Raw genomic sequence first — 21,666 nt, 5'->3', positions numbered from 1 at the left:
CTCCCCAGGCGCGATACCCACGTACCATCCCAGCCATGCCTTCAGATACCGATGATGTGATGGAGTCCCTGCGCGGGCGAATACGCACTGCCGCTGCCGCCGGTACGCCGCTGCGTATTCGGGGTGGCGGCACCAAGGACTTCTACGGCCAATCCCTGGAAGGTGACATCCTCGACATGACGCCATACGCGGGTGTGATCAGCTACGAACCCAGTGAACTGGTCGTGACTGCGCGCGCCGGCACGCCGCTGGCTGAACTCGAAACCTTGCTGGCGGCCCAGGGCCAGTGCCTGCCCTTCGAGCCGCCGCGTTTTGACGATTCTGGGGCAAAAGCCACCGTGGGCGGCATGGTCGCCAGCGGCCTGAGCGGGCCGGCACGCGCCAGCGTGGGCGCGGTGCGTGATTACATGCTGGGCCTCAAGCTCATCAACGGGCGTGGCGAACTGCTCACGTTTGGCGGGCAGGTCATGAAAAATGTGGCGGGTTATGACGTCTCACGGCTCATGGCGGGTGCCCTGGGTACCTTGGGCGTGCTCACTGAAGTGAGCCTCAAGGTGCTGCCGGTGGCGCCTGCCGAGGCCACCCTGCGTTTTGAATGCAGCCAGGCGCAGGCGCTTGACTGGCTGAACGCCTGGGGCGGTCGGCCCTTACCGCTCAACGCGAGCTGCTGGTCGGAAGAAGCCGACATCGGTACGCTCTATCTGCGATTGCGCGGCGCTGTCGCCGCCGTCGAAGCCGCCTGCAAGGTGCTGGGCGGCGAGAAACAAGGCAGCGCCGAAGCTGCCGGCTATTGGCAGGACTGTCGCAACCAGCAGCACCCGTGGTTCCGGGCACGCCAGGCCGACCAGGACTTGTGGCGGCTGTCCTTGCCGCAAACGGCCCATGTTCCGGATTTGCCCGACTCGCCGCTGGTGGAATGGCATGGCGCCCAGCGATGGGTACGGGCAGGCGCCGGGCAGGCAGAGGCACTGCGCGCGGCCGCTGCTCAGGCCGGCGGGCATGCTACTCTTTTTATAGCCGTCAGCGCAATGCCAGCGGGAGCTACAGCCCGATTTGATGCGTCAAAGCCGCCGCTGGACCGGATCCACCGGGACCTCAAGCGCGAGTTCGATCCCGCCGGAATCCTTAACCGCGGCCGCATGGCGGCGGGCTGGTAGTTCATGCGTCGCCTGCGCCATCTCACCGGGCAGCACCGCACGCCCACCATCAACCGCCTGCTCGGCGGCGTGCTTGCGTTCAATGCCGGAGCTGTCAACGCGGGGGGCTTCCTGCTGGTCAGCATGTACACCTCGCACATGACGGGGTTTGTCTCCATCGTGGCCGACAACCTCATCCTCGGGAACCTGACGCTGGTGCTCGGTGCGGTGGGCGCCTTGCTGGCCTTCACCCTGGGTGCGGCCGTGACGGCCGTGCTGGTCAATTGGGCGCGCCACCGGCACCTTCGCAGTGAGTTCGCCCTGCCGCTGTTGCTCGAGTCAGTTCTTTTGCTGGTCTTCGGCCTGCTTGGCGCAACGCTGAACCGGCAGACGCCGTTCGCCGTGCCCCTGACCGTGCTGGTGCTGGCCTTCACCATGGGCCTGCAAAACGCGCTGGTCAGCAAAATCTCGTCCTCCCAGATCCGCACCACGCATATGACCGGTGTCATCACTGACCTCGGCATCGAGCTCGGCAAGATGTTTTACTGGAACCGTACCGCCAGCTCCATGGAGTCCCGTGTGCGCGCCAACCGTATCAAGGTGCGGCTCTTCGGCACCTTGCTGGCCATGTTCATTGCCGGCGGCCTGGTCGGTGCGGCCGGCTTCAAATACGTCGGTTTCATCTGGGTCGTGCCGCTGGCCCTCATGCTGTTGACCTTGTCCTTGCCGCCGCTGTATGCGGATTTCCGGCGCGCTGCCCGGCGCAAGGCCCTCGCTCTGGCCCTGAAAGAAGGGTCCTGAAAGAAGGGTCCTGACACCATGCAAACCCACCTCGCCCCTGAGTTCAAAAACACCGCTGACGGCCTGGAGGCTGAAGCCATCTTGCGCAAATGTGTGCATTGCGGCTTTTGCACGGCCACCTGCCCCACCTACCAATTACTTGGCGACGAGCTTGACGGCCCGCGTGGACGCATCTACCTCATCAAGCAAGTGCTGGAGGGTGAAGCGCCCACGCGCAAGACCCAGCTGCACCTGGACCGGTGCCTCACCTGCCGCAACTGCGAAAGCACCTGCCCCAGCGGGGTGGAATACGGCCACCTCGTGGATATCGGCCGCAAGCTGGTTGACGAGCGCGTGCCGCGCCCGGCCGGTGAGCGTGTCGTGCGCTGGGCTCTCAAGGAAGGCCTTCCGTCGCCGCTTTTTGCGCCCGCCATGAAGGCCGGGCAAGCCGTCCGCGGCCTCTTGCCCGCATCGCTCAAAAACAAGGTGCCGGCCAGGCAGGCCGCCGGCCCATGGCCCGCGCGCCAGCACGCCCGCAAGATGCTCATGCTCGAAGGCTGCGTGCAGCCCGCCATGATGCCCAACATCAATGCCGCCACGGCGCGCGTGCTCGACGCGGCCGGCATACAAACGGTGGTGGCGCAAAAAGCCGGATGCTGCGGCGCCGTCAAATTCCACCTGAACGACCAGGAGGGCGGCAAGGAAGAAATGCGGCGCAACATCGACGCCTGGTGGCCGCATGTGGAAGGCACAGGGGTAGAGGCCATCGTCATGAACGCCTCGGGCTGCGGCGTCACCGTCAAGGAATACGGCCACCTCCTCAGGGACGATCCCGCCTACGCGGCCAAAGCCGCATGCATCAGCGGGCTGACACGCGACCTCAGCGAGCTCATGCCGGAGCTGGTCGGTGAGCTGCAGGGCAAGGTCAGGGCGCAAGCCGGCACGCTGGCGTTTCATCCGCCCTGCACGCTGCAGCACGGCCAGCAGCTGCGCGGCGGTGTCGAGACGCTAATGGGCGCACTCGGCTTTAACGTCAAGCTGGCGGCCGGTGAGTCGCACCTGTGCTGCGGTTCGGCAGGCACCTACTCCGTGCTGCAGCCTGATATCGCGTATCAACTGCGCGATCGCAAGCTCGGCAACCTGCAAGCCACTGCACCCGAAACCATCATCTCAGCCAATATCGGCTGTATTACGCACCTGCAAAGCGGCACGGCAACGCCGGTGCGGCACTGGGTCGAAGTGCTCGACGCTGCGCTGAAGTCCTGAAGGGGAGCGAACACCAGCCAGCCGGGGCCGCGGAACCGGCTTAGCCGGGCCGCAGGCGCAGCGCCCCCTCGGGGGGCAGCGCATTACACGCAGCCGAAGGCGAAGTGAAAAGCGTGGGGGCCAACACCCTCCTGACACCACGTTGTCAGTAGCCCCTCGGCACCATCAAGGCTTCTTCAACACAAGGAGCCTCCCATGAAAAACGCCATCACCTGGTTTGAAATCCCCAGCACCCAACTCGACAAAGCCCAGGCCTTTTACGAAGCCGTGCTCGAGTGCAAGATGCGCCGCGAGCCCATGGGCCCGTCCGAAGGCGCGGTGTTTCCCTATGAGACGAAGGAGGGCGTGGGTGGCGCGATCCTGGCCGGCCCCACAGCGCCTGCTCCGGCGTCCGGCGGCACCTTGATTTACCTCGATGCTTCGCCTTCGCTGGATGCCGCACTGGCGCGCGCCGTCAAGGCCGGCGGCAAGGTCGCCTTGCCGCGCCAGGCGCTGCCGCCCGGTCTGGGGTTTTTTGCGCACATCACCGACCTGGACGGCAACCGCGTCGGCCTGCACGCCGCGGCTTGAGCGTGATGAGCCGCAAGAACTGGATAGCCGTCGCCGGTGCCGAACATGCGCGGCGCGGCTGCGCAGATCCGCACAACGGCTACATGCAGGTGTGCCATGGCAAATGCGCTCCGCTTAAACGGGTGCTGGCTGGGGATCGCGTGGCTTATTACTCGCCCGCACTGACCATGGGCGGCAAAGACAAATTCCAGCGCTTTGTTTCCATCGGCGTGGTGCGGGCCGGCGAGCCGTATGCCTTCGACATGGGCGGCGGCTTTGTACCCTTCCGCCGCGACGTGACCTATGCGGCCGCGCGGGAGGTGTCCATATTGCCCTGGCTGGACGAGTTCGAGTTTGTGGAAAGCCGCCAGCACTGGGGCTACAAGTTTCGCTTCGGCCTGTTCGAGGTCAGCGACCACGACATGCGGCTGGTCGCGCGGGCCATGCGCGCGGACCTCGCGGCGCTGGACTTTGAGGCGGCTGGTACAGCAGCTGCGCCTATGCGCCCCATGGCACTGTTCCCGGACCTGTAGTTACCAGGTCAGCTCGCGATAGAACACCGTGGTGCCCACCAGGCCGCCGCGCGGCAACAGCGCATAGCCGGGAATCACGCCCACGCGCTGCCAGCCCAGGCGTTGGTACAGGCGCTCGCCGTTATCGCCGGTCACGGTGTCCAGCACCAGCAAGGTCTTGCCGCAGTCGCGCGCCATGCTTTCGGCGGCGCGCATCAAGGCCTCGCCGAGGCCCTGGCGCCGGCAGCGGCGGTGCACCAGCATCTTGGCCAGGTCGGCGCGGTGCGGCTGGTTCTCGGGCTGGGCCAGCACCAGCTGCACCGTGCCGCAGATACCCTGTGCATCCTCGGCGACCAGCAGCGCACGTTCGCCCGCGGCAACGCCTTGCGCTACATCGCGCCAGAAGCCCGCGGCACGTTCGCGTGACAGCGGGTGCATAAAACTCACCGAGGCATCGCCTTCGACGCAGTCGATCAGCACATCGACCAGTCCGGCAATCTGTTCGTCATTGACGGCAGGCAGGCGCCGCAGCGACCAGGGTGTAGTGTTCATCATGGTGTTCAAGCCGCTTCGGTGGCGATCACCACCGCATAGCGCGCGGGCTTTCGCGTGGGATTGTGGAACATGGTGGGCCGGTCCAGCTGCATGGCCAGGCAGTCGCCCTCGCGCAGCGCGTGGCGCTCGTCGCCTATGGTGATGTCGATGGCACCTTCGAGCACCCATACCTGCTGGTGCACACGCGCATCGCGTACGCCGGTTTCAAACGCCACGCGCCCGCCCGGCGGGAAATGCACTTCGACGATCTGCATGGGCTGCGGCACGCCGGGCGGCGAGATGTTGCGCCGCAGGTAGCCCGAAGCCGGGTCCTGCCACTGCAGTTGCTCAGCGTGGCGCGCCACCGGGCTGGCGGGCGCCTGGGCGGCGGGCGCATCGAACAGTGAGGCCAGCATCACGCCCAGACCGGTGGCCAGACGCTCCAGCACCACGGCGGTAGGGCTGCTTTCGCCGCGCTCTATCAGCGAAATCATGGAGCGGCTCACACCGCTTTTGGCTGCCAGCGCGTCAAGCGACAGGCTTTTGGCGGCGCGCAGCTCGCGTACGCGCTCGGCGATGCGCTGGTTCAGGCCGGAGGGGGCTTCTGTCATGATGGAATTTATTTTCCATCATATTGGAGGTCATGTCCAGTGCCTATGACGCTTGCCGCTCTGCGCCAGCTGCCGTTTTGCTAGCCCGCGCCGGATTTGCACGGAATGGCGAAGTCCACGTGGTAATGCTCGTCGTGGCGAACCCAGGGCTTGCCTTTCATGAAGTTCAGGTTCTGCTTCAGGTAGAGGCCGCGCGGCGTGGCGAACAGCCGGGGCAAAAACGGTGCGTCAAAGATGACCAGGGCAATGCCGACGCCGTGCGCCTTCGAGGCCAGGTGCAACTGGTACAGGTGCTCGGCGGTCGCGGGGAAGTCGATGACGTACTCGCCGTACCGGGCGTCGGCATTGAACTCAAGGTCATAGCCGAAGCGGTTGCCGATGCTGCTTGGTAGCGGCACGGACTTTCCCTGCGCGTCGCGGACCGGCACAAAGAAGTCCACGGACAGGCCGTTCTGATGCGTACGGTGCGGCCGGAAACGCCCGCCGGAAGGCCAGCCCGTTTCGCCATAGACATAGGTGGTCGATGGGCTGGTGGCGTGGAGCGCCGCGTAGGACGCGGTGATGACGTCCGCGACCTTGGTATGCACATGCGTGCGGCCTGCCGTGGCGGCCATCGCGCTGTACACCGAGAAGTTGGGGCCGCTGGTCGGCAGCTTGACGCTGCCTTCGATGCGGCCCTTGCTGACCGTGCCGAAGCATTGGCTGTCGGCGGCAAGGGCTCGGACGGACAGGGTCGCCAGCATTGCGGCGATCAGGCAAGTGAGCTTATGCATGGAAGATCGGTTACCAGGCCCCGCGACCATACGAAACAGCAAGCGCTCCAAGAGTAAGTGAGCCGGCCACAAGGCCTCCCAGCGCCAGCCACTCAGCGGTGTTGAAATCCTTGAACGGAGGATCGAATGGGTTCAGGGCCTGCCACCATTTCTTCCCGAGCCGCCTGCGGTTCAGATAGAGCAGTAAATTTCCGCCGCCGACCCAGAGCACCGCTATGAGCGAGAGCAGGATCAGTTGACCGGGTGGCATGCTTGCCAGGACATCCTCAGCCGTCGGGATCGCGGATGGCGGTGCTGAGGCTTCCGGTATGAGACCGGAAGCCTTGGCCAGGAGGAAGGTCAACAGCATAGGCGCCACAAAGAGCGCCATGTTCTTCCAATAGACCGACTGCGTCTGGGCTCGCACCATGCGGAACCATGCGATGGGCGCTATCACCAGGGTCGCCACGATTGCGACGCAAGCGAGAATTAGAAGAAGCAGTGGCATGGTGATCACGGTTTGCACTATAGCCGGGTGGGCGCTCCCCTATCATCTGCAAACCATGCGCCGCGCCGATCGCCTTTTCCATCTCGTCCAGCTGATTCGCGGCCGCCGCCTGAGCACCGCGGAATTCCTCGCCAAGCGGCTCGAGGTTTCCGAGCGCACGATTTACCGCGACGTGGCGGACCTGCAGCACCAGGGTGTGCCGATCGAGGGCGAGGCCGGCGTGGGTTACCGGCTGGGCGCGGGTTTTGATTTGCCGCCGCTGATGTTCACGCAAAAGGAAGCCAATGCGCTGGCTGCGTCGGTGCGCCTGGCGCAGGCCTGGCTGGACCCGGCCATGGCGGGTGATGCGGAGGCCGCTTGGGGCAAGATTTTTTCGGTGCTGCCGCCCGCGGCGCGCACGGCGGCCGAAGGCGTGCCGCTGTATGCGGTGGTGATCAATCCCGATGAGGCCACGCAGCGCCGCCTGCAGCTTTTGCGTGAGGCGATTCATGCGCACTGCAAGGTGGGCTTGCGCTACCTCGATGCGGCCGGGCGTGAAAGCCGGCGCGTGCTCTGGCCGCTGGGCTGTTTTTACTGGGGCAGCGTCTGGACGCTGGGCGCCTGGTGCGAAGCGCGGCAGGACTTCCGCAACTTTCGCGTGGACCGCATGGCCGCGATCGACGTGCTGGACGAACGCATGGGCCATGAGGCCGGCCGTACGCTGGCGGATTATTTGCGCGCTGTCAAAGCCGGCCCCAAACCCCCTTGATGCGGGGCGCTGGCGGCTCAGGCCGCTAGCGCAGCCTCGATGTCCTTGGCCAGGTCTGCGGGCTTGTCACTGGGCGCATAACGTCGTATGACTTTCCCGTCCTTGCCGACCAGGAACTTGGTGAAGTTCCATTTGATGGACTTGATGCCCATCAGGCCGGGCGCCTCGGCCGACAGCCACTGGTACAGCGGGTGGGCGGCGGGGCCATTGACGTCGATCTTGGACATCATAGGGAAACTCACGCCGTAGTTGACCTGGCAGAACTCGGCGATCTGGTCGTCGCTGCCGGGGTCTTGGGAGAGAAACTGGTTACTGGGAAAGCCCAGCACCGCCAGGCCTTTGCCTGCATATTGTTTGTACAGCTCTTCCAGACCCGCGAACTGCGGAGTAAAACCGCATTTGCTGGCCGTGTTGACGATCAGCATGACTTTGCCTTTGAAGGCGCCCAGTGCAACATCCTTGCCCGTGATGTCTTTGGCCTGGAAGTCGTAAACCGTTTTTTCTGCGCCCATGGTGTGTCTCCTTGTGAATCGCTATCGGAAAGCGTGAGGCTTGTTCCTTAGTGCGATTTTGCGCCATTCGAAGACGACGGTGCTGTCGCCGCCAGTACAGCAGCCAGCACGATCAGGCTGCCACCCAGCAGCACGCGAGGAGTCAGTTCGGCAGCGCCCATCGCAGCCGACGAGAGGCTCGCAAAGAGGATCTCGGTCAACATCACGATGGCGGTGGTGCCTGCCGCCAGCCGCGCCGCGCCGTACTGCAGGCCGGCGTTGCTGGCCATGAAGGCCAGCGCCAGCCCCAGCACCACCGGGACGCCGGCCAGCGCCAGCGCCGGTGCGGGCACCAGGGCCTGCGACATACCCATCAGCGCCGCTGCCGCCGCCATCAGGCCGCTGCCGCCAAACATGGCCAGCATGCGCGATTCGCTGGGGGTGTGGTTGTATTTGCGCAGCACGGCGTTGGTCACTGCAAAACTGAAGCCGCCCATGATGGCCAGCCAGTCGGCGCCACCTTGGGGTACGGGCCAGGGCGAGTCGGGCGATTTGAGCACGATCAGCACGCCCGTCATGGCCAGCAAGAGGCGCAGCAGCGAGGCGGCCGAGGGCTTTTCACCTAGCATGACCCAGGCCACCAGCACCGACCACGCGGGCATCAGGTAAAACAGCAGCACCACGCGCACCACATCGCCCACGGTCACGGCCCAGTTGAAGCCGACGTTGGTCAGGCCCGAAGCCGCCGCCAGGAACCACAGCTGCGGGTGGGCCACAAAGCCGCGCCAGGCGGCGGGGCGCAGGGTGAGCAGGCCGGTAACCACCACTGCATAGACGAGCGCCGTGGTCCACAGCGGGTGCAGGCCATGGCCCTGCAGCTCGCGCAGCGGCCACCAGGACACGCCCCAGACGAGGGCGTTCAGTGTGAGGGCGAGAACGGCTTTGGAGGTGCCCTTCGCAGCGGCACCGTGTGTCGCATCAGACTGCACAGTGTTAACAGTTCCTAGTGCGAGTTATCGCTGCGGGCGATGTTCAGCAGGTGGTCGACCTGCTCTTTGTGCTTGATGCAGTTGTTTTTGTGCCACCGCTGGATCACCCACATGAAGCCGGCCACCACCACACCAAAGGCGGTAATGGCACCAAAGGCCGACAGGCCCAAGCCGGTAGAGAGGCTGTAGAAAGCCCCCAGGCTCAGGATGCAGGCCTGTTCGTTGAAGTTCTGCACGGCGATCGAGCGGCCCGCGCCCATCAGGTTGTGGCCGCGGTGCTGCAGCAGCGCGTTCATGGGCACGACCAGGAAGCCGCCCAGGCCACCCAGCAGGATCAGGAAAGGCGCGGCCACCCAGACATTGCCGATGAAGTTCATCAAGATGACCAGAAGGCCCATGGCAATACCCAGCGGCATCACGCTGGTGGCCTGGTCCAGCCGCATGCGCATGGAGGCCAGTACGGCACCGACGGCGGTGCCGATGGCGACCACGCCGACCAGGGAAGAGGCTTGTGTCGTGCTGTAGCCCAGGGCGGCCGCGCTCCAGGCCAGCACGATGTAGCGCAAATTACCCGACACCCCCCAAAACAGGGTGGTGGTGGCCAGGGAAATCTGCCCAAGCTTGTCGCGCCACAAGGCTGAGTTGCAGTTCCAGAAATCGGGCAGCAGCTCAAGCTTGTTGCGCGGCATGGGCCGCATCTCCACGCCGGTGTCGGGGATACGGGTGTTGAACCAGGCCGCGATGATGTAGAGCAGGATCAGCACGGCAATCGCGGCTTCAGGGGCGGTGTCGATGCCGGTAGTAAAAATGGGAAAGTCAAACGAAAGCAATAGCGACGACACCGAATGACCCACCAGCTGGCCGCCCAGCAAAACACCCAGGATGATGGACGAAATCGTCAAGCCTTCAATCCAGCCGTTGGCCTTGACCAGCTGCGAAGCCGGCAGGAGTTCGGTGAGGATGCCGTATTTGGCGGGCGAATAAGCCGCCGCCCCGAGTCCGACGATGGCATAGGCCAGCAGCGGGTGGGAGCCAAACAGCATCATCAGGCAGCCGATCACCTTGATGGCGTTGCTGACGAACATGACGTTGCCCTTGGGGCGCGCATCGGCAAAAGCGCCTACAAAAGGCGCCAACACCACGTAAAAGAGCGCAAACATGGGCACCAGCGCCGCCGGCTGCCATTTGGGCGCGCCGCTGGTTTTCAGCAGCTCCACGGCGGCCACAAACAGCGCGTTATCAGCCAGCGAGCTGAAAAACTGGGCCGCCATGATGGTGTAGAAACCGCGCTTCATTAAACTGTTGTGGTCACTGCATCAATGCATCAGCGGATCTGATGCGGCAAGATATGGGTGAATGTCTCCAGACGATTCCGGTTTATAGCATGGGGGGCGGTGTCAGAATGCAAAAGACCTCATCCAGAGGCCTTTCGTCCCGACGGGCCCGCCAGCCTGCCACGCTCCCGGAAAACAATTTACTGCGCCATGCCACGTCCCATTCTTGCCACCATTCACACCGCCGGGCTTGCCCACAACCTTGCCCGCGCGCGCGCTGCCGCGCCCGATGCGCGGGTCTGGGCCGTCGTCAAGGCCAATGCCTATGGTCACGGCATCGAACGTGTTTTTGATGCGCTGCGCAGTGCCGACGGATTTGCGCTGCTGGACCTGGCTGAAGCGCAGCGCCTGCGCGCGCTGGACTGGCGCGGCCCCATCCTGTTGCTGGAAGGCTGCTTCGAGGCGCGGGATCTCGAGTTGTGCTCCCGCCTGGGCTTGTGGCATGCCATTCACTGCAACGAGCAGATCGACATGCTGGCTGCCCACAAGACGCAGCTGCCGCACCGTGTCTTCCTCAAGATGAATTCGGGCATGAATCGGCTGGGTTTCGCGCCCGAACGCTACCGTGCGGCGTGGACGCGCCTGAATGCATTGCCCCAGGTCGAAGAGATCACGCTGATGACGCATTTTTCCGATGCGGACGGCCCTAAAGGCATCGCCGCGGCGCTGAAGGCCTTTGACGCCGTCACGCACGACCTGCCGGGTGAACGCACTCTCAGCAACAGCGCCGCCACCTTGCGGCACGGCGATGTGCTGGCCGGGCGCTCCGACTGGGTGCGGCCCGGTATCCTGGTTTACGGCAGCGCGCCCGACTTCCCTGAGCACAGCGCGGCCGACTGGGATTTGCAGCCCACCATCACGCTGTCATCGAAAATCATCGGCATCCAGGAGCTCAAAGCCGGCGATACCGTGGGTTACGGCTCCTGTTTCACGGCCGACGGCCCGCTGCGCATCGGCGTGGTGGCCTGCGGTTACGCAGACGGCTACCCGCGCCACTGCAGCACAGGTACGCCGATGCTGGTGAATGGCGTGCGCACCCGCATGGTGGGGCGCGTCAGCATGGACATGATCACGGTGGACCTCACTCCCGTGCCCGGCGCGGGCATCGGCACCGAGGTGACGCTGTGGGGCCGCGCCTCCAGCGGCGCGGTGCTGCCGATCGACGAAGTGGCGCACGCCGGCGGCACCGTCGGTTATGAGCTCATGTGCGCGGTGGCACAGCGTGTGCCGGCGGTGGCGGACTGAATCCGCTGTGACTGCAAACTTGTTCAGGAAAAAAGAACCATGGAAACATCAGAACTTGAATATGCCGGCTTCTGGATACGCGTCTGGGCATCGCTGATTGATACCGTATTGTTCTGTGTGCTGATCTTCCCGCTACTGACGGTCATTTACGGCACCGCTTACTGGAACAGCACAAAGCTGGTTCAGGGACCGGCGGATTTCCTGATCTCATGGGTTATTCCGGCTGTAGTGGTCGTGGGCTTCTGGATCGTTCGGCAGGCGACACCCGGGAAAATGGCGATTGCTGCCCGCATCGTGGACGCCAGGACCGGCCTCAAGGCCACGCCAGGCCAGTTCGTCATCCGCTACATCGGTTACGTGCTGTCCACCATTCCCTTTTGCCTGGGTTTTTTCTGGGTGGCTTTCGACGCCCGCAAGCAGGGCTGGCACGACAAGCTCGCCGGCACGGTTGTCGTGCGCAACAAGGCCGGCACTACCCAGCCTGTCGCGTTCAACGACTGATACCCGCTCTCTCCGGCATCAACCCTGCCTGCCATCATCAAGAGGTGTCCATGCCAGTGGCTTCATCCATCACCGTTCGTCCCATAGCGCCGCAGGATTTCGAGGCCTGGTTGCCCCTTTGGCTGGGCTACAACAAGTTCTACGGCCGATCCGGTGAGACGGCGCTGGCTGACGACATCACCGCCATGACCTGGTCGCGCTTTTTTGATGCGTATGAGCCTGTCCACGCCCTGGTGGCGGAGTCTGACGGCGAACTTGTGGGCCTCACGCATTACCTGTATCACCGCAGCACTACCCGCATTGCGCCGGTCTGTTATTTGCAGGATCTGTTCACCGCCGAAGCCGTGCGCGGCCAAGGCGTTGGCAAGGCGCTGATTGAAGCCGTGTACGAGAAGGCCCAAGCCGCCGGTTCTACCCGCGTTTATTGGCAAACCCACAAAACCAACACCACGGCCATGAGGCTGTATGACCAGGTGGCGGAAAACTCCGGCTTTGTCGTATACGCCAAGGCGCTTTAGGCGCCGTCGAACCGCGGCTCACTGCGGCGTGATTTTGGCGCCTGTGAGTTTTTCCTGCGCCGTCACAAGGGCGGTGACAAATTTCTTGCCCTGGCCCAGCGCGCTGGCGGTGGCCAGGCTTTGGTGCACGGCCTCGCCCACGAGAGAAGGAACATTCACCATCTCGGCCAGGTGGGTGTAGTAGCGCAGGTCCTTGCGGGCGTTGTCCAGCTCAAACTTCAGGCCGTTGAAGTCACCGTTCAGTGTCTTGGCCATGGCCTGGAAGAGGCCCGAGTTCACCGCGCCGGCCGAAATCACTTCCACCAGCTTTTGCGGCTGAATACCCGCCAGCGCGCCCACGGCAAAGGCCTCGGCGGTAGCCGTGCAAATCGCCTGGCCGATGAAGTTGTTGAGCAGCTTGATGATGTGGCCGGCACTGGGGCCGCCCACGTGAAAAATGTTTTCGCAATAGGCCGCCAGCACCGGTTGAATTTTGTCGAACACGGCCTGCTCGGCGCCCACCATGGTGTTGAGCTTGCCGAGCTCGGCTTCGACTGGTGTGCGCGCCAGCGGTGCGTCTACCAGCGTCGCGCCACGTTCGGCGCAGAGGGCGGCCAGGCGGCGTGTGGATTCGGGTTCGCTGGTGGAGGTATCGATCACGATCAACCCTGCGCGCGCCTTTGACAGTACGCCATGGGCCCCGAGCAGGGTCTCCTCGACCTGCGGCGATCCCGTCACGCAAATGATCACCGCGTCGCACGCGCCCAGCTCGGCGGGGCTTGCGGCCTGCTTCGCGCCGGCGGCCAGCAGGTCGGCCACGCGTTCCGTATTGCGGTGCACGGTCAGGCTGACGTTGAATCCCTTGGCCTGCAGGTTGCGTGCAATACCGTGTCCCATGAGGCCCGATGCGCCGATAACGCCGATGTGTTTCATGCTGTCTCCTGAAAAGTGGTTGAGAAAAATCCGGAAAATCTTTGGGTCAATAAAGACCCTTGACGCGCGCCTGCAACCGGGCCAGCCCGAGCAAAGCGTCGGTATAGGGTGTGGGCACCGCCGTCAGTTGCCCCAGTTCGCGCACGGCCGTCACCAGTGCGTCCAGCTCGACCGGTTTGCCGGCTTCCACATCCTGCAGCATGGATGTCTTGAAGGCACCCAGCTTGCGCGTGACGACATGGCGCTCTGCAGGGGTCTGGTTGATCGGGATGCCGATGCGCGCGCCGATTTCCTTGGCCTCAAGCATCACGCTGTGGGTAAAACCGGTCACCAGTTCGTCGTCAAGAACAAGGTCCATGGTTGCACCGGTCAGCGCGCTGATTGGGTTGGCGGTCATGTTGCCCCAGAGCTTGAACCAGATGTCTTTCTGGATCTGCTCCGACACCGGCGCTTCAAAGCCGGCTTTTTCAAGCAGGGCCGCAAGCTGCTGCACCCGGGCGGTTTTCTCGCCGGAGGGCTCGCCGATGATGAGCTTGTTGCCGAAGTGGTGGTGCACCTGTCCGGGCTCATCCAGCGAGCAGCTGGCATGCACCACGCAGCCGACGATGTGCTTTGCCGGAATGGCCTGCGCCAGTTCGCCGCCGGGGTCCACTGAAGTCAACTGGGTGCCTTCAAGCGTCCCGCCGAAGCCTTGCAAGAACCACCAGGGCACGCCATTCATGGCGGTCAGGACCATCGTTTCCGGGCCAATCAGCGGCGCGATCCGGCGCACCACCTCGGGCAGAGAAGGCGCTTTGACGGCCAGCACCACCAGGTCCTGCACGCCGAGGTCGGCCGGCGCGGCGCTGGAGGACACAGCTTGCGACGTGATCTTGCCGCCCTGGTTCAGCCGCAGACCGTGCAGCTGCAGGGCATCGAGCGTGGCGCCGCGCGCCACCACGCTGACGCGGCAACCTGCGTGAGCGAGCCCGTGGCCTATCCAGCCGCCAATGGCGCCAGCGCCATAAATACATACCTTCATCGTTTCATGTCTCCATTTCCTAATCCCAAAAGCGAAAGGCCAGCAGGGGCCGCAGGCGCAGCGCCCCCTCGGGGGGCAGCGCATTACACGCAGCCGAAGGCGAAGTGAAAAGCGTGGGGGCTCAACCCTCTGGTGTGAAACCCACCGCCTTGACCAGCGGGCCCCACAACTCGGTATCGGCCTTGAGCATGGCGGCCAGCTGTGCGGGCGAGGTCGGGGCCGCTTCCAGGTACGACACCGCGAGGCCGTCGATCACGTCCTGCGAGGCCAGCGCGGAGCGGATGCCGGCATTCAGCCGCTGCACCACATCCTGCGGCGCTTTGGCGGGCAGGAAGAAGCCGAACCATTCGGTGAACGCCATGTCCTTGAAGCCTTGCTCCAGCAGCGTCGGCGTGTTGGGGGTAAAGCGGCTGCGTTTGGGGCCGCTGGTCGACAGCAGGCGGCACTTGCCCGACGCGACATGCTGGGTGAACTCGCCGGTCGGCCCCGACACGGCGGCAATCTGGCCGCCCACCATGTCCAGCACGGCGGGCTGGGTGCCGCGAAAAGCCACGTGGCGCAAGTCCACGTTGCCGGCACGGCCCAGCAGCGCGCCGATGAAGTGCGGCGATGAGCCGGCGGCCGGTGAGCCGAAGTTGGCCTGGCCTGGGTTGGCCTTGCACCAGGCAAGAAAATCCGGCACGTTTTTGACGCTGGCCGGCACCATGGGGCCGACGGCGAAGCCGTAGTCGAAGATCGCGCCGGCAGATACCGGGGTCAGGTCGGCTACCGGGTCGTACGGTAGCTTCTTGTAGGTGTGCGGGTAGATGCCCAGCATGGACATGGGCGTCAGCAAAACGGTGGCGCCGTCGGGCGCGGCAGATTTGACGAACTGCACGGCGATTTGCCCGCCCGCGCCGGTCTTGTTCTCCACCACGGCGCTTTTGGCATAACCGGGGTGCAGCTTGTCGGCGACGCGCCGCGACACGATGTCGGCGGTGCCGCCGGGCGCAAAGCCGACGATGACTTTGGTGCTGTCAATGGCCTGGGCCCAGGCGCGCTGGCCGATGCTTGTGAGCAGTGCTGCAGCGCTGGATGACTGGATGAGCTGGCGGCGCGAAATGTTCATGGTGTGACCTCGTGGAATGGGTGGGGGCTGCTGTGGCGCCGCTGGCGGGCGCGAAAAAGCCATTGTTGTGCAAGATGCGATTTTGTGCAGGATCAGGCGGTATCCAGATGCGCGGCGAGGTTGTTGCGCTTGCCTTCATACACGGGGGCGCCTTCGTCGATTTGCAATGTCATGCCCACGGCGTGCTGCGCGAACACCCCATCCAGGTGTGCGCTGGCGCTGGCCAGCAGGGCGTCGCCGGCCCGCTTTTTCATGGCTTCGCTGCGGCCGGGGGTGATCAGGAGGTTCAGGTAGATAAAGGCGCGGTCGGGCTGGCCGTCCGCCACCGCAAAGTGCGGCGCCGGCCAGGCCATGACCCGCGTACCGGCCACCGGGAAAAGCGGCGCCACGCCGTCTTCGCCGCGCAGGGCCACCAGTGTGGCGGCCAGCGTGTGGCACATGGCGTTCATGTCGGTGAGGTTATCCAGGTTGGCGGTGTATTGAATGTTCAGGTGAGGCATGGCGGAGGTTGGTGGGGGTTGGCAGGTTGCGCGGATGAACAGGACCCGCCATCATTACCAAAACGCAAAGGCTGGTTATTTATACAGTAATATCGTGCATGGCCAAAGACAAAACGATTTACACCTGCACCGAATGCGGTGGCACCAGCCCCAAATGGCTGGGCAAATGCCCGCACTGCAACGCCTGGAACACGCTGATCGAGTCGGCCGCGGAAAACAGTGCGCCGGTCAAGAACCGCTACAGCAGCCAGTTCCAGTCACTGGCCAAGGCCTCCGACGTGACCGCCCTGGCCGACATCGAAGCCACCGACATGGAGCGCACGCCCACCGGGCACGAAGAGCTGGACCGCGTGCTGGGCGGCGGCATCGTCGAGGGCGGCGTGGTGCTGATTGGCGGCGACCCTGGCATCGGCAAGTCCACCTTGCTGCTGCAGGCGCTGGATTCGCTGCAACGCGCCGGGCTCAACACACTTTACGTGACCGGCGAGGAAAGCGGCGCGCAGGTCGCGCTGCGTTCACGCCGGCTGGGGCTGGACGGCTCGCAGGTCAAGGTGCTGGCGGAAATCCAGCTAGAAAAAATCCTCGCCACGCTGGAGGCCACGCAGCCGGCCATTGCCGTGATCGACTCCATCCAGACGGTGTATTCCGACCAGCTCACGTCGGCGCCGGGTTCGGTGGCGCAGGTGCGTGAATGCGCGGCGCACCTGACGCGTGCCGCCAAGTCCAGCGGCGTGTGCATCGTGCTGGTTGGCCATGTGACCAAAGAGGGCGCACTCGCCGGCCCGCGTGTGCTCGAGCACATGGTGGACACCGTGCTGTACTTTGAAGGCGACACGCATTCAAGCTTTCGCCTCGTGCGCGCCATCAAGAACCGTTTCGGTGCGGTCAACGAGATCGGTGTGTTCGCCATGACGGAAAAAGGCCTCAAGGGTGTGGCCAATCCGAGCGCGATCTTTTTGAGCCAGCACAGCGAGCCCGTGCCCGGCAGCTGCGTGCTGGTCACGCTGGAAGGCACGCGCCCCATGCTGGTTGAAATCCAGGCGCTGGTCGACAACGGCGGGCCCAGCCCGCGGCGCCTTTCGGTGGGTCTGGACCGCGACCGCCTGGCCATGCTGCTGGCGGTGCTGCATCGCCATGCCGGTGTTGCCTGCATGGACCAGGACGTGTTCGTCAACGCCGTGGGCGGCGTGCGCATCAGCGAGCCGGCGGCCGACCTGGCCGTGATGCTGGCCATCACCTCCAGTTTGCGCGGTAAACCGTTGCCCAAGGGTTTCATTGCCTTTGGTGAGGTCGGGCTGGCCGGAGAAGTGCGCCCGGCCCCGCGCGGCCAGGAGCGCCTGAAGGAAGCGGCCAAGCTGGGCTTTAGCGTTGCCGTGGTGCCCAAGGCCAATGCGCCCAAGAAACCGATTGAAGGCCTCACCATCCACGCCGTCGAGCGCGTGGAAGAGGCCATGGAAGTGGTGCGCAGCCTGAGCTGAGGCATTGCACAATCAGGGCCATGAAACTCGCCGTCATCTCCGACATTCACGGCAACCTGCTTGCGCTTGAGGCCGTGCTGGCGGACATTGCCGGGCAGGGTGTTGACCAGACCGTGAACCTGGGCGACATCCTGAGCGGCCCGTTGCAACCCGCGGAAACGGCCGACCTGCTGATGGCCCGCAACTTCACCACCATTCGCGGCAACCACGAGCGGCAGGTGCTGGAATTGCTGGACCAGGGCCAGCATCTCGACCCACTCGGCACCGACGGCTATACCGCGGGCCAGCTGACGTCGGCGCAGGTGGCGTGGATCAGGTCGCTGCCCGCGCGCCTGGAGCTGGCGGGCGGTGACGTGCTGCTGTGCCACGGAACGCCCGGCAGCGATTTGATCTACTGGATGGAAACCACGGTGTCCGGTTTTCCTGACGCGCATCCGACGGGTATCCGGCCTGCCACTGCCGAAGAAGTTTTCCTGCGGCTTGGCGACGAGAGCCCCCAGACGCATTCGCTGGTTCTTTGCGGTCACACCCATGTGCCGCGCATGGTCCAGTGTGGCAACCTGCTTGTCGTCAATCCCGGCAGCGTCGGCCTGCAGGCCTATGACGACGACCATCCTCACCCGCATGTGGTGGAAAACGGTGCGCCGCACGCGCGCTACGCGCTCGTGGAAAAAACCGCCCAGGGCTGGCGGGCGGACCTCCGCGCAGTGCCCTATGACCACATGGCGGCATCCAAAGCGGCATTTAGCCGAGGCCGTCCTGACTGGGCGTATGCGCTGGCGACCGGTTGGGCACAACGCGGCAGTTAACAAGCGCTATTAAAAACATAGCTGCTGGCGCAATATCTGATTGGGTAGCAGCCGCTTTTGGCTTAAAAAGAGCTCTCCACGCTGCCTGGAGGCCGCTTTCGGCGGTTTTTTCATGCCGCTACGCACTCCCCGCAGCGTTGGCGTCCCCGGTGGCTGCGAAAATACGGCCATGAACTTCCAGAAAATCATTGTTCCCGTGGCCGGCATCGCCGGGGTCTTGCTGGCGTACCGCTTTTACGGCTGGGCCGGTGTAGCCGCCGCTGCCAGCGCCCTCGTGATGTGGGTGCTGCTGCATTTCACCCGCATGATGCAGGTTTTGAAGCGTGCAGCCAACCGGCCCATCGGTTATGTCGACAGCGCGGTCATGCTCAACGCCAAGCTCCGGCCCGGCATGACATTGCTACATGTGGTAGCGATGACGCGGGCGCTGGGCCTGCTGCAGTCGGCCAAGGACGAACAGCCCGAAATCTTCCGCTGGACAGACGGTTCCGAGTCGCATGTCACCTGCACCTTTGTGGGCGGCAAACTGTCGCACCATGAACTCTTCCGCCCCGTGCCCGCGGATTCGCCTGAGGCCGGGGGCACAGCGCCGCCCGCACCGTAAAATCAGACTTTCGGGTTTTGCCCGGCCTGGCACCGCATTCCCGGCTGCTGCTGCCGGCGGCGCGCCGATACAGCACAACCATTCCACGACATTCACCACAGGATCAGCACCATGTCCCCAGTTATTCCTTCCATGGCAGACCGCGACGGCAAAATCTGGATGGACGGCCAGATGGTCGACTGGCGCGACGCCAAGATCCACGTGCTGAGCCACACCCTGCATTACGGCTGCGGCGCGTTTGAAGGCGTGCGGGCCTACAACGCCCAGGGTGGCACGGCGATTTTCCGACTGGAAGAGCACACCGAGCGCCTCTTCAACAGCGCCAAGATCTTGCGTATGAAGATTCCCTTTACCCAGGCCGAAGTCAACGAAGCCACGAAAGCCGTCGTGCGCGAGAACAAGCTGGAGTCCTGCTACATCCGCCCGCTGACCTGGATCGGCTCGCAAAAACTCGGCGTCAGCCCCAAGGGCAACCAGATTCACCTGATGGTCGCGGCCTGGGCCTGGGGCGCCTACCTTGGCGAAGAAGGCATGAAGCGCGGCATCCGTGTGAAGACCTCCAGCTACACCCGCCACCATGTCAACATCACCATGACGCAGGCCAAGGCGGTGAGCAACTACACCAACTCCATCCTCGCCAACATGGAAGCGCTGGATGACGGCTACGACGAAGCGCTGCTGCTCGACGCCTCAGGTTTTGTCAGCGAAGGCGCGGGTGAAAACATTTTTGTGATCAAGGGCGGCGTGGTCTACACGCCCGACCTGTCTGCAGGCGCGCTCAACGGCATCACACGCAACACCATCCTGCACATCTGCAAGGACCTGGGCCTGGAGCTCGTGCAAAAACGCATCACGCGCGACGAGGTGTATATCTCCGACGAGGCCTTCTTCACCGGCACGGCCGCCGAAGTCACGCCGATTCGCGAACTCGACCGCATTGAAATCGGCGCCGGCTCGCGCGGCCCCATCACCGAAAAAATCCAGAGCGCGTTCTTTGACATCGTCAACGGCCGCAATCCTAAATATGCCCACTGGCTGGCTAAGGTCTGAGTGCCCCCTGAATAAGAAAGCCGAACATGAACACCCCCACGACGACTCTCCATTCATCCTCTGTCGAACTGCTGGCCTCCGACCTGAACGCCCAGGGCGGCGTCTACTGCCCCAGCCCCAAGGCCGACATGAAAATCTGGAATAGCCACCCGAAGGTTTACCTGGACGTGGCCCGAACCGGCCAGGCCAAGTGCCCGTATTGCGGCACGGTTTACGCGCTGAAAGCCGGCGAGCACTTCGGCGGACATCACTAATCGCGGTCGCCTTTCATTCTGATGGGCAGCTTCAAACATCACAGCTATTTTGTAAAAGAGAAACACGTTCAAGGTGTTCTCTTTCCGCACGCCTGCCTGGACTGCCGAAAGACATTCAAAAAACCGCGGAGTGTGACCGCCCGCTTATGCCCAGAATGTGGCGGCCAGCTCGTCGTTTTGAGCCGCAAATTCTCGGCACCTAAATCCCGCGATACCCGGCAGTGGGAAAAAGTAAGATTCCTGGTAATCAACGGATTTCTTTTTCAGCCCGTTCGGGAAGGCAACGAAACTGTCCGTTATCCAAAGACATTGGACGAGGCGAGAGAATTTGTCGCCAAGTATCGCAAGCAGGCCATCCCGTGCGCTCGCAAAGATTTTGATGTTGCCATCCTTCGCAATGAGCCATAAATCCGACGACAGATCTGGCTCACAGGGTGCAATTCACTCGCTTGTGATCGCACCTCAGTGGATTGGTGACGCCGTCATGACCGAGCCGCTCATGCGCCGCTTGCATGCGCGCGGCGAACGTCTCACGGTAGGTGCCTTGTCCTGGGTGGCGCCGGTTTACCGGGCGATGCCGCAGGTGGCCGATGTCATTGAATTTCCCTTTGCACACGGCGGCTTGCAGTTCCGCGAACGTCGCGCGCTTGCCAGGCGCATCGAGGGACGTTTCGACAAAGCTTATGTCCTGCCCAATTCGCTGAAAAGCGCACTGCTGCCTTTTCTGGCCAGCATCCCGGAACGCATCGGTTATTTCGGTGAAGCGCGAGTGGGCCTGCTCACGCACCGGCTCAAGAATCCGAAGAACAAGCCGCCCATGGTGGCGTTTTATTCAGCGTTGAGCGGTGGGGCGGACCTCGACAAAGACCGGCCGCAACTGCAGATGGCACCCGCTGAAATTGAGCAGGCGCTGGCTGAACTGGGCCTGCAACGCGGCGGCTATTACGTGTTTGCGCCCGGCGCCGAATACGGTCCTGCCAAGCGCTGGCCCGCCCGTCACTTTTCAGAACTCGCCGCGCGGCTGGCTTTGCCGGTAGTGTTGCTGGGCTCCGGCAAGGAGGCGGCGCTCTGCGAAGAAATCGCCGCGCCCGTGAACGCGGCGCAGCCCGGCAAATGCCTGAACTTCGCGGGCAAGACCTCATTGGTGCAGGCGCTGTGCCTGATCGCCGCAAGCCAGAGCACGATCAGCAATGACTCGGGACTGATGCACGTGGCTGCGGCCTTCGGTGTGCCGCAAGTGGCGATTTTCGGCTCGTCCAGCCCCCTGCATACGCCGCCGCTAAGCGACAAGGCCACCGTGCTGTGGCTCAAAGCTGATGCCGCCTACCAGCCGCCGCTGGACTGCGCACCCTGCTTCGAGCGCGAATGCCCGCTGGGCCATACGCGCTGCCTGAACGATATGGGCGCCGAGCGGGTGCTGGCGGCGCTGCCACCGGTTCCCCGGGTGGGAAATTAG

The 21,666-nt window shown here is 63.9% G+C and carries 27 protein-coding genes; 16 read left to right on the top strand and 11 right to left on the bottom strand.

Annotation, left to right across the window (positions count from 1 at the left end; genetic code table 11):
* The first annotated feature begins 35 nt into the window (after window positions 1-35).
* The 5 genes from glcE to AC1D13_RS12950 all read left to right on the top strand — a co-directional run bounded on the left by glcE (window position 36) and on the right by AC1D13_RS12950 (window position 4,264).
* Window positions 36-1,157 (top strand): glycolate oxidase subunit GlcE, encoded by a 1,122-nt coding sequence (glcE, locus tag AC1D13_RS12970; protein ID WP_477667569.1) that lies wholly within the window; start codon window positions 36-38, stop codon window positions 1,155-1,157.
* A 3-nt stretch (window positions 1,158-1,160) separates the two neighbouring features.
* On the top strand, window positions 1,161-1,937 hold the full coding sequence (locus AC1D13_RS12965) for a YoaK family protein (RefSeq protein WP_457281746.1): 777 nt from the start codon (window positions 1,161-1,163) through the stop codon (window positions 1,935-1,937).
* 18 nt (window positions 1,938-1,955) lie between these two features.
* Window positions 1,956-3,182 carry a glycolate oxidase subunit GlcF gene (gene glcF / locus AC1D13_RS12960; protein ID WP_477689673.1) on the top strand — a complete coding sequence of 409 codons (1,227 nt, stop codon included), beginning with the start codon at window positions 1,956-1,958 and terminating at the stop codon, window positions 3,180-3,182.
* A gap of 195 nt (window positions 3,183-3,377) precedes the next feature.
* Window positions 3,378-3,752: a VOC family protein gene (locus tag AC1D13_RS12955; RefSeq protein WP_477689672.1), complete on the top strand. Its 375-nt coding sequence runs from the start codon at window positions 3,378-3,380 to the stop codon at window positions 3,750-3,752.
* A gap of 5 nt (window positions 3,753-3,757) precedes the next feature.
* Window positions 3,758-4,264 carry an EVE domain-containing protein gene (locus AC1D13_RS12950; protein WP_477689671.1) on the top strand — a complete coding sequence of 169 codons (507 nt, stop codon included), beginning with the start codon at window positions 3,758-3,760 and terminating at the stop codon, window positions 4,262-4,264.
* On the opposite strand, the gene AC1D13_RS12945 is transcribed toward AC1D13_RS12950, so the two are convergent.
* The 4 genes from AC1D13_RS12945 to AC1D13_RS12930 form a co-directional block, all read right to left on the bottom strand.
* Window positions 4,265-4,798, bottom strand: coding sequence for a GNAT family N-acetyltransferase (locus tag AC1D13_RS12945; protein WP_457281742.1), 534 nt, complete (start codon window positions 4,796-4,798; stop codon window positions 4,265-4,267).
* A gap of 5 nt (window positions 4,799-4,803) precedes the next feature.
* Complete coding sequence (locus AC1D13_RS12940) at window positions 4,804-5,388, bottom strand: helix-turn-helix domain-containing protein (RefSeq protein ID WP_457281741.1); 585 nt, start codon at window positions 5,386-5,388, stop codon at window positions 4,804-4,806.
* 80 nt (window positions 5,389-5,468) lie between these two features.
* The gene (locus AC1D13_RS12935) at window positions 5,469-6,161 is read right to left on the bottom strand and encodes a penicillin-insensitive murein endopeptidase (protein ID WP_457281740.1); all 693 of its coding nucleotides are present in this window, start codon (window positions 6,159-6,161) and stop codon (window positions 5,469-5,471) included.
* A gap of 10 nt (window positions 6,162-6,171) precedes the next feature.
* On the bottom strand, window positions 6,172-6,648 hold the full coding sequence (locus AC1D13_RS12930) for a hypothetical protein (RefSeq protein WP_477667564.1): 477 nt from the start codon (window positions 6,646-6,648) through the stop codon (window positions 6,172-6,174).
* A 55-nt stretch (window positions 6,649-6,703) separates the two neighbouring features.
* Between AC1D13_RS12930 and AC1D13_RS12925 the strand changes: the two genes are divergently transcribed.
* Window positions 6,704-7,396 (top strand): helix-turn-helix transcriptional regulator, encoded by a 693-nt coding sequence (locus AC1D13_RS12925; protein ID WP_457281738.1) that lies wholly within the window; start codon window positions 6,704-6,706, stop codon window positions 7,394-7,396.
* A gap of 17 nt (window positions 7,397-7,413) precedes the next feature.
* Here AC1D13_RS12925 and AC1D13_RS12920 read toward each other — a convergent pair whose 3' ends face one another.
* From AC1D13_RS12920 to lplT, 3 genes are read right to left on the bottom strand one after another with little or no spacing between them, the layout of a single operon-like run.
* Complete coding sequence (locus tag AC1D13_RS12920; RefSeq protein WP_457281737.1) at window positions 7,414-7,908, bottom strand: glutathione peroxidase; 495 nt, start codon at window positions 7,906-7,908, stop codon at window positions 7,414-7,416.
* A 47-nt stretch (window positions 7,909-7,955) separates the two neighbouring features.
* Entirely contained in the window at window positions 7,956-8,876 is a 921-nt protein-coding gene (locus AC1D13_RS12915; RefSeq protein ID WP_457281736.1) for a DMT family transporter, read from the bottom strand.
* 14 nt (window positions 8,877-8,890) lie between these two features.
* Entirely contained in the window at window positions 8,891-10,171 is a 1,281-nt protein-coding gene (gene lplT / locus AC1D13_RS12910) for a lysophospholipid transporter LplT (protein WP_457281735.1), read from the bottom strand.
* A 189-nt stretch (window positions 10,172-10,360) separates the two neighbouring features.
* Between lplT and alr the strand changes: the two genes are divergently transcribed.
* The 3 genes from alr to AC1D13_RS12895 are packed head-to-tail and all read left to right on the top strand — an operon-like array spanning window position 10,361 to window position 12,474.
* Complete coding sequence (gene alr, locus AC1D13_RS12905) at window positions 10,361-11,455, top strand: alanine racemase (protein WP_457281734.1); 1,095 nt, start codon at window positions 10,361-10,363, stop codon at window positions 11,453-11,455.
* Between the two features lie 39 nt (window positions 11,456-11,494).
* Window positions 11,495-11,956, top strand: coding sequence for an RDD family protein (locus AC1D13_RS12900; RefSeq protein WP_457281733.1), 462 nt, complete (start codon window positions 11,495-11,497; stop codon window positions 11,954-11,956).
* A gap of 50 nt (window positions 11,957-12,006) precedes the next feature.
* On the top strand, window positions 12,007-12,474 hold the full coding sequence (locus AC1D13_RS12895) for an N-acetyltransferase family protein (protein ID WP_477667562.1): 468 nt from the start codon (window positions 12,007-12,009) through the stop codon (window positions 12,472-12,474).
* 18 nt (window positions 12,475-12,492) lie between these two features.
* Here the strand turns inward: AC1D13_RS12895 and AC1D13_RS12890 are convergent, their stop codons facing one another.
* The 4 genes from AC1D13_RS12890 to AC1D13_RS12875 all read right to left on the bottom strand — a co-directional run bounded on the left by AC1D13_RS12890 (window position 12,493) and on the right by AC1D13_RS12875 (window position 16,015).
* The gene (locus tag AC1D13_RS12890; RefSeq protein WP_457281731.1) at window positions 12,493-13,386 is read right to left on the bottom strand and encodes an NAD(P)-dependent oxidoreductase; all 894 of its coding nucleotides are present in this window, start codon (window positions 13,384-13,386) and stop codon (window positions 12,493-12,495) included.
* Between the two features lie 46 nt (window positions 13,387-13,432).
* Window positions 13,433-14,407 (bottom strand): 2-dehydropantoate 2-reductase, encoded by a 975-nt coding sequence (locus AC1D13_RS12885; protein ID WP_457281730.1) that lies wholly within the window; start codon window positions 14,405-14,407, stop codon window positions 13,433-13,435.
* Between the two features lie 121 nt (window positions 14,408-14,528).
* Window positions 14,529-15,515: a Bug family tripartite tricarboxylate transporter substrate binding protein gene (locus tag AC1D13_RS12880; protein WP_457281729.1), complete on the bottom strand. Its 987-nt coding sequence runs from the start codon at window positions 15,513-15,515 to the stop codon at window positions 14,529-14,531.
* Between the two features lie 92 nt (window positions 15,516-15,607).
* On the bottom strand, window positions 15,608-16,015 hold the full coding sequence (locus AC1D13_RS12875) for a 5-carboxymethyl-2-hydroxymuconate isomerase (protein ID WP_457281728.1): 408 nt from the start codon (window positions 16,013-16,015) through the stop codon (window positions 15,608-15,610).
* 98 nt (window positions 16,016-16,113) lie between these two features.
* Here AC1D13_RS12875 and radA point away from each other — a divergent pair, with 98 nt between their 5' ends.
* From radA to waaF, 7 genes are all read left to right on the top strand, one after another.
* Window positions 16,114-17,493 (top strand): DNA repair protein RadA, encoded by a 1,380-nt coding sequence (gene radA, locus AC1D13_RS12870; RefSeq protein ID WP_457281727.1) that lies wholly within the window; start codon window positions 16,114-16,116, stop codon window positions 17,491-17,493.
* 20 nt (window positions 17,494-17,513) lie between these two features.
* Window positions 17,514-18,302, top strand: a complete 789-nt coding sequence (locus tag AC1D13_RS12865; RefSeq protein WP_477667560.1) for a metallophosphoesterase family protein — start codon at window positions 17,514-17,516, stop codon at window positions 18,300-18,302.
* A gap of 169 nt (window positions 18,303-18,471) precedes the next feature.
* The gene (locus AC1D13_RS12860) at window positions 18,472-18,906 is read left to right on the top strand and encodes a glycerate kinase (RefSeq protein ID WP_477667559.1); all 435 of its coding nucleotides are present in this window, start codon (window positions 18,472-18,474) and stop codon (window positions 18,904-18,906) included.
* A 111-nt stretch (window positions 18,907-19,017) separates the two neighbouring features.
* Entirely contained in the window at window positions 19,018-19,956 is a 939-nt protein-coding gene (locus AC1D13_RS12855) for a branched-chain amino acid transaminase (RefSeq protein ID WP_477667558.1), read from the top strand.
* Window positions 19,957-19,982: 26 nt separating this feature from the next.
* Window positions 19,983-20,210 carry a zinc-finger domain-containing protein gene (locus AC1D13_RS12850; protein ID WP_457281723.1) on the top strand — a complete coding sequence of 76 codons (228 nt, stop codon included), beginning with the start codon at window positions 19,983-19,985 and terminating at the stop codon, window positions 20,208-20,210.
* A gap of 21 nt (window positions 20,211-20,231) precedes the next feature.
* A complete protein-coding gene (locus AC1D13_RS12845) occupies window positions 20,232-20,618 on the top strand; it encodes a hypothetical protein (RefSeq protein WP_457281722.1) in 387 nt (128 codons plus the stop codon).
* On the top strand, window positions 20,608-21,666 hold the full coding sequence (gene waaF / locus AC1D13_RS12840; RefSeq protein WP_457281721.1) for a lipopolysaccharide heptosyltransferase II: 1,059 nt from the start codon (window positions 20,608-20,610) through the stop codon (window positions 21,664-21,666). Before AC1D13_RS12845 ends, waaF begins: the two co-directional genes overlap by 11 nt.

The sequence above is a fragment of the Polaromonas sp. P1_E12 genome, from assembly GCF_056405975.1.
The sequence above is the reverse complement of the archived record's forward strand: the minus strand, read 5'-3'. Positions and strand labels throughout refer to the sequence as shown.

Excerpts from the sequence above, each read along its gene's own strand:
- glcE (WP_477667569.1), top strand. The coding sequence starts at position 36 with ATGCCTTCAGATACCGATGATGTGATGGAGTCCCTGCGCGGGCGAATA.
- AC1D13_RS12965 (WP_457281746.1), top strand. The coding sequence starts at position 1,161 with ATGCGTCGCCTGCGCCATCTCACCGGGCAGCACCGCACGCCCACCATC.
- glcF (WP_477689673.1), top strand. The coding sequence starts at position 1,956 with ATGCAAACCCACCTCGCCCCTGAGTTCAAAAACACCGCTGACGGCCTG.
- AC1D13_RS12955 (WP_477689672.1), top strand. The coding sequence starts at position 3,378 with ATGAAAAACGCCATCACCTGGTTTGAAATCCCCAGCACCCAACTCGAC.
- AC1D13_RS12950 (WP_477689671.1), top strand. The coding sequence starts at position 3,758 with ATGAGCCGCAAGAACTGGATAGCCGTCGCCGGTGCCGAACATGCGCGG.
- AC1D13_RS12945 (WP_457281742.1), bottom strand. The coding sequence starts at position 4,798 with ATGATGAACACTACACCCTGGTCGCTGCGGCGCCTGCCTGCCGTCAAT.
- AC1D13_RS12940 (WP_457281741.1), bottom strand. The coding sequence starts at position 5,388 with ATGACAGAAGCCCCCTCCGGCCTGAACCAGCGCATCGCCGAGCGCGTA.
- AC1D13_RS12935 (WP_457281740.1), bottom strand. The coding sequence starts at position 6,161 with ATGCATAAGCTCACTTGCCTGATCGCCGCAATGCTGGCGACCCTGTCC.
- AC1D13_RS12930 (WP_477667564.1), bottom strand. The coding sequence starts at position 6,648 with ATGCCACTGCTTCTTCTAATTCTCGCTTGCGTCGCAATCGTGGCGACC.
- AC1D13_RS12925 (WP_457281738.1), top strand. The coding sequence starts at position 6,704 with ATGCGCCGCGCCGATCGCCTTTTCCATCTCGTCCAGCTGATTCGCGGC.
- AC1D13_RS12920 (WP_457281737.1), bottom strand. The coding sequence starts at position 7,908 with ATGGGCGCAGAAAAAACGGTTTACGACTTCCAGGCCAAAGACATCACG.
- lplT (WP_457281735.1), bottom strand. The coding sequence starts at position 10,171 with ATGAAGCGCGGTTTCTACACCATCATGGCGGCCCAGTTTTTCAGCTCG.
- alr (WP_457281734.1), top strand. The coding sequence starts at position 10,361 with ATGCCACGTCCCATTCTTGCCACCATTCACACCGCCGGGCTTGCCCAC.
- AC1D13_RS12900 (WP_457281733.1), top strand. The coding sequence starts at position 11,495 with ATGGAAACATCAGAACTTGAATATGCCGGCTTCTGGATACGCGTCTGG.
- AC1D13_RS12895 (WP_477667562.1), top strand. The coding sequence starts at position 12,007 with ATGCCAGTGGCTTCATCCATCACCGTTCGTCCCATAGCGCCGCAGGAT.
- AC1D13_RS12890 (WP_457281731.1), bottom strand. The coding sequence starts at position 13,386 with ATGAAACACATCGGCGTTATCGGCGCATCGGGCCTCATGGGACACGGT.
- AC1D13_RS12885 (WP_457281730.1), bottom strand. The coding sequence starts at position 14,407 with ATGAAGGTATGTATTTATGGCGCTGGCGCCATTGGCGGCTGGATAGGC.
- AC1D13_RS12880 (WP_457281729.1), bottom strand. The coding sequence starts at position 15,515 with ATGAACATTTCGCGCCGCCAGCTCATCCAGTCATCCAGCGCTGCAGCA.
- AC1D13_RS12875 (WP_457281728.1), bottom strand. The coding sequence starts at position 16,015 with ATGCCTCACCTGAACATTCAATACACCGCCAACCTGGATAACCTCACC.
- radA (WP_457281727.1), top strand. The coding sequence starts at position 16,114 with ATGGCCAAAGACAAAACGATTTACACCTGCACCGAATGCGGTGGCACC.
- AC1D13_RS12865 (WP_477667560.1), top strand. The coding sequence starts at position 17,514 with ATGAAACTCGCCGTCATCTCCGACATTCACGGCAACCTGCTTGCGCTT.
- AC1D13_RS12860 (WP_477667559.1), top strand. The coding sequence starts at position 18,472 with ATGAACTTCCAGAAAATCATTGTTCCCGTGGCCGGCATCGCCGGGGTC.
- AC1D13_RS12855 (WP_477667558.1), top strand. The coding sequence starts at position 19,018 with ATGTCCCCAGTTATTCCTTCCATGGCAGACCGCGACGGCAAAATCTGG.
- AC1D13_RS12850 (WP_457281723.1), top strand. The coding sequence starts at position 19,983 with ATGAACACCCCCACGACGACTCTCCATTCATCCTCTGTCGAACTGCTG.
- AC1D13_RS12845 (WP_457281722.1), top strand. The coding sequence starts at position 20,232 with ATGGGCAGCTTCAAACATCACAGCTATTTTGTAAAAGAGAAACACGTT.
- waaF (WP_457281721.1), top strand. The coding sequence starts at position 20,608 with ATGAGCCATAAATCCGACGACAGATCTGGCTCACAGGGTGCAATTCAC.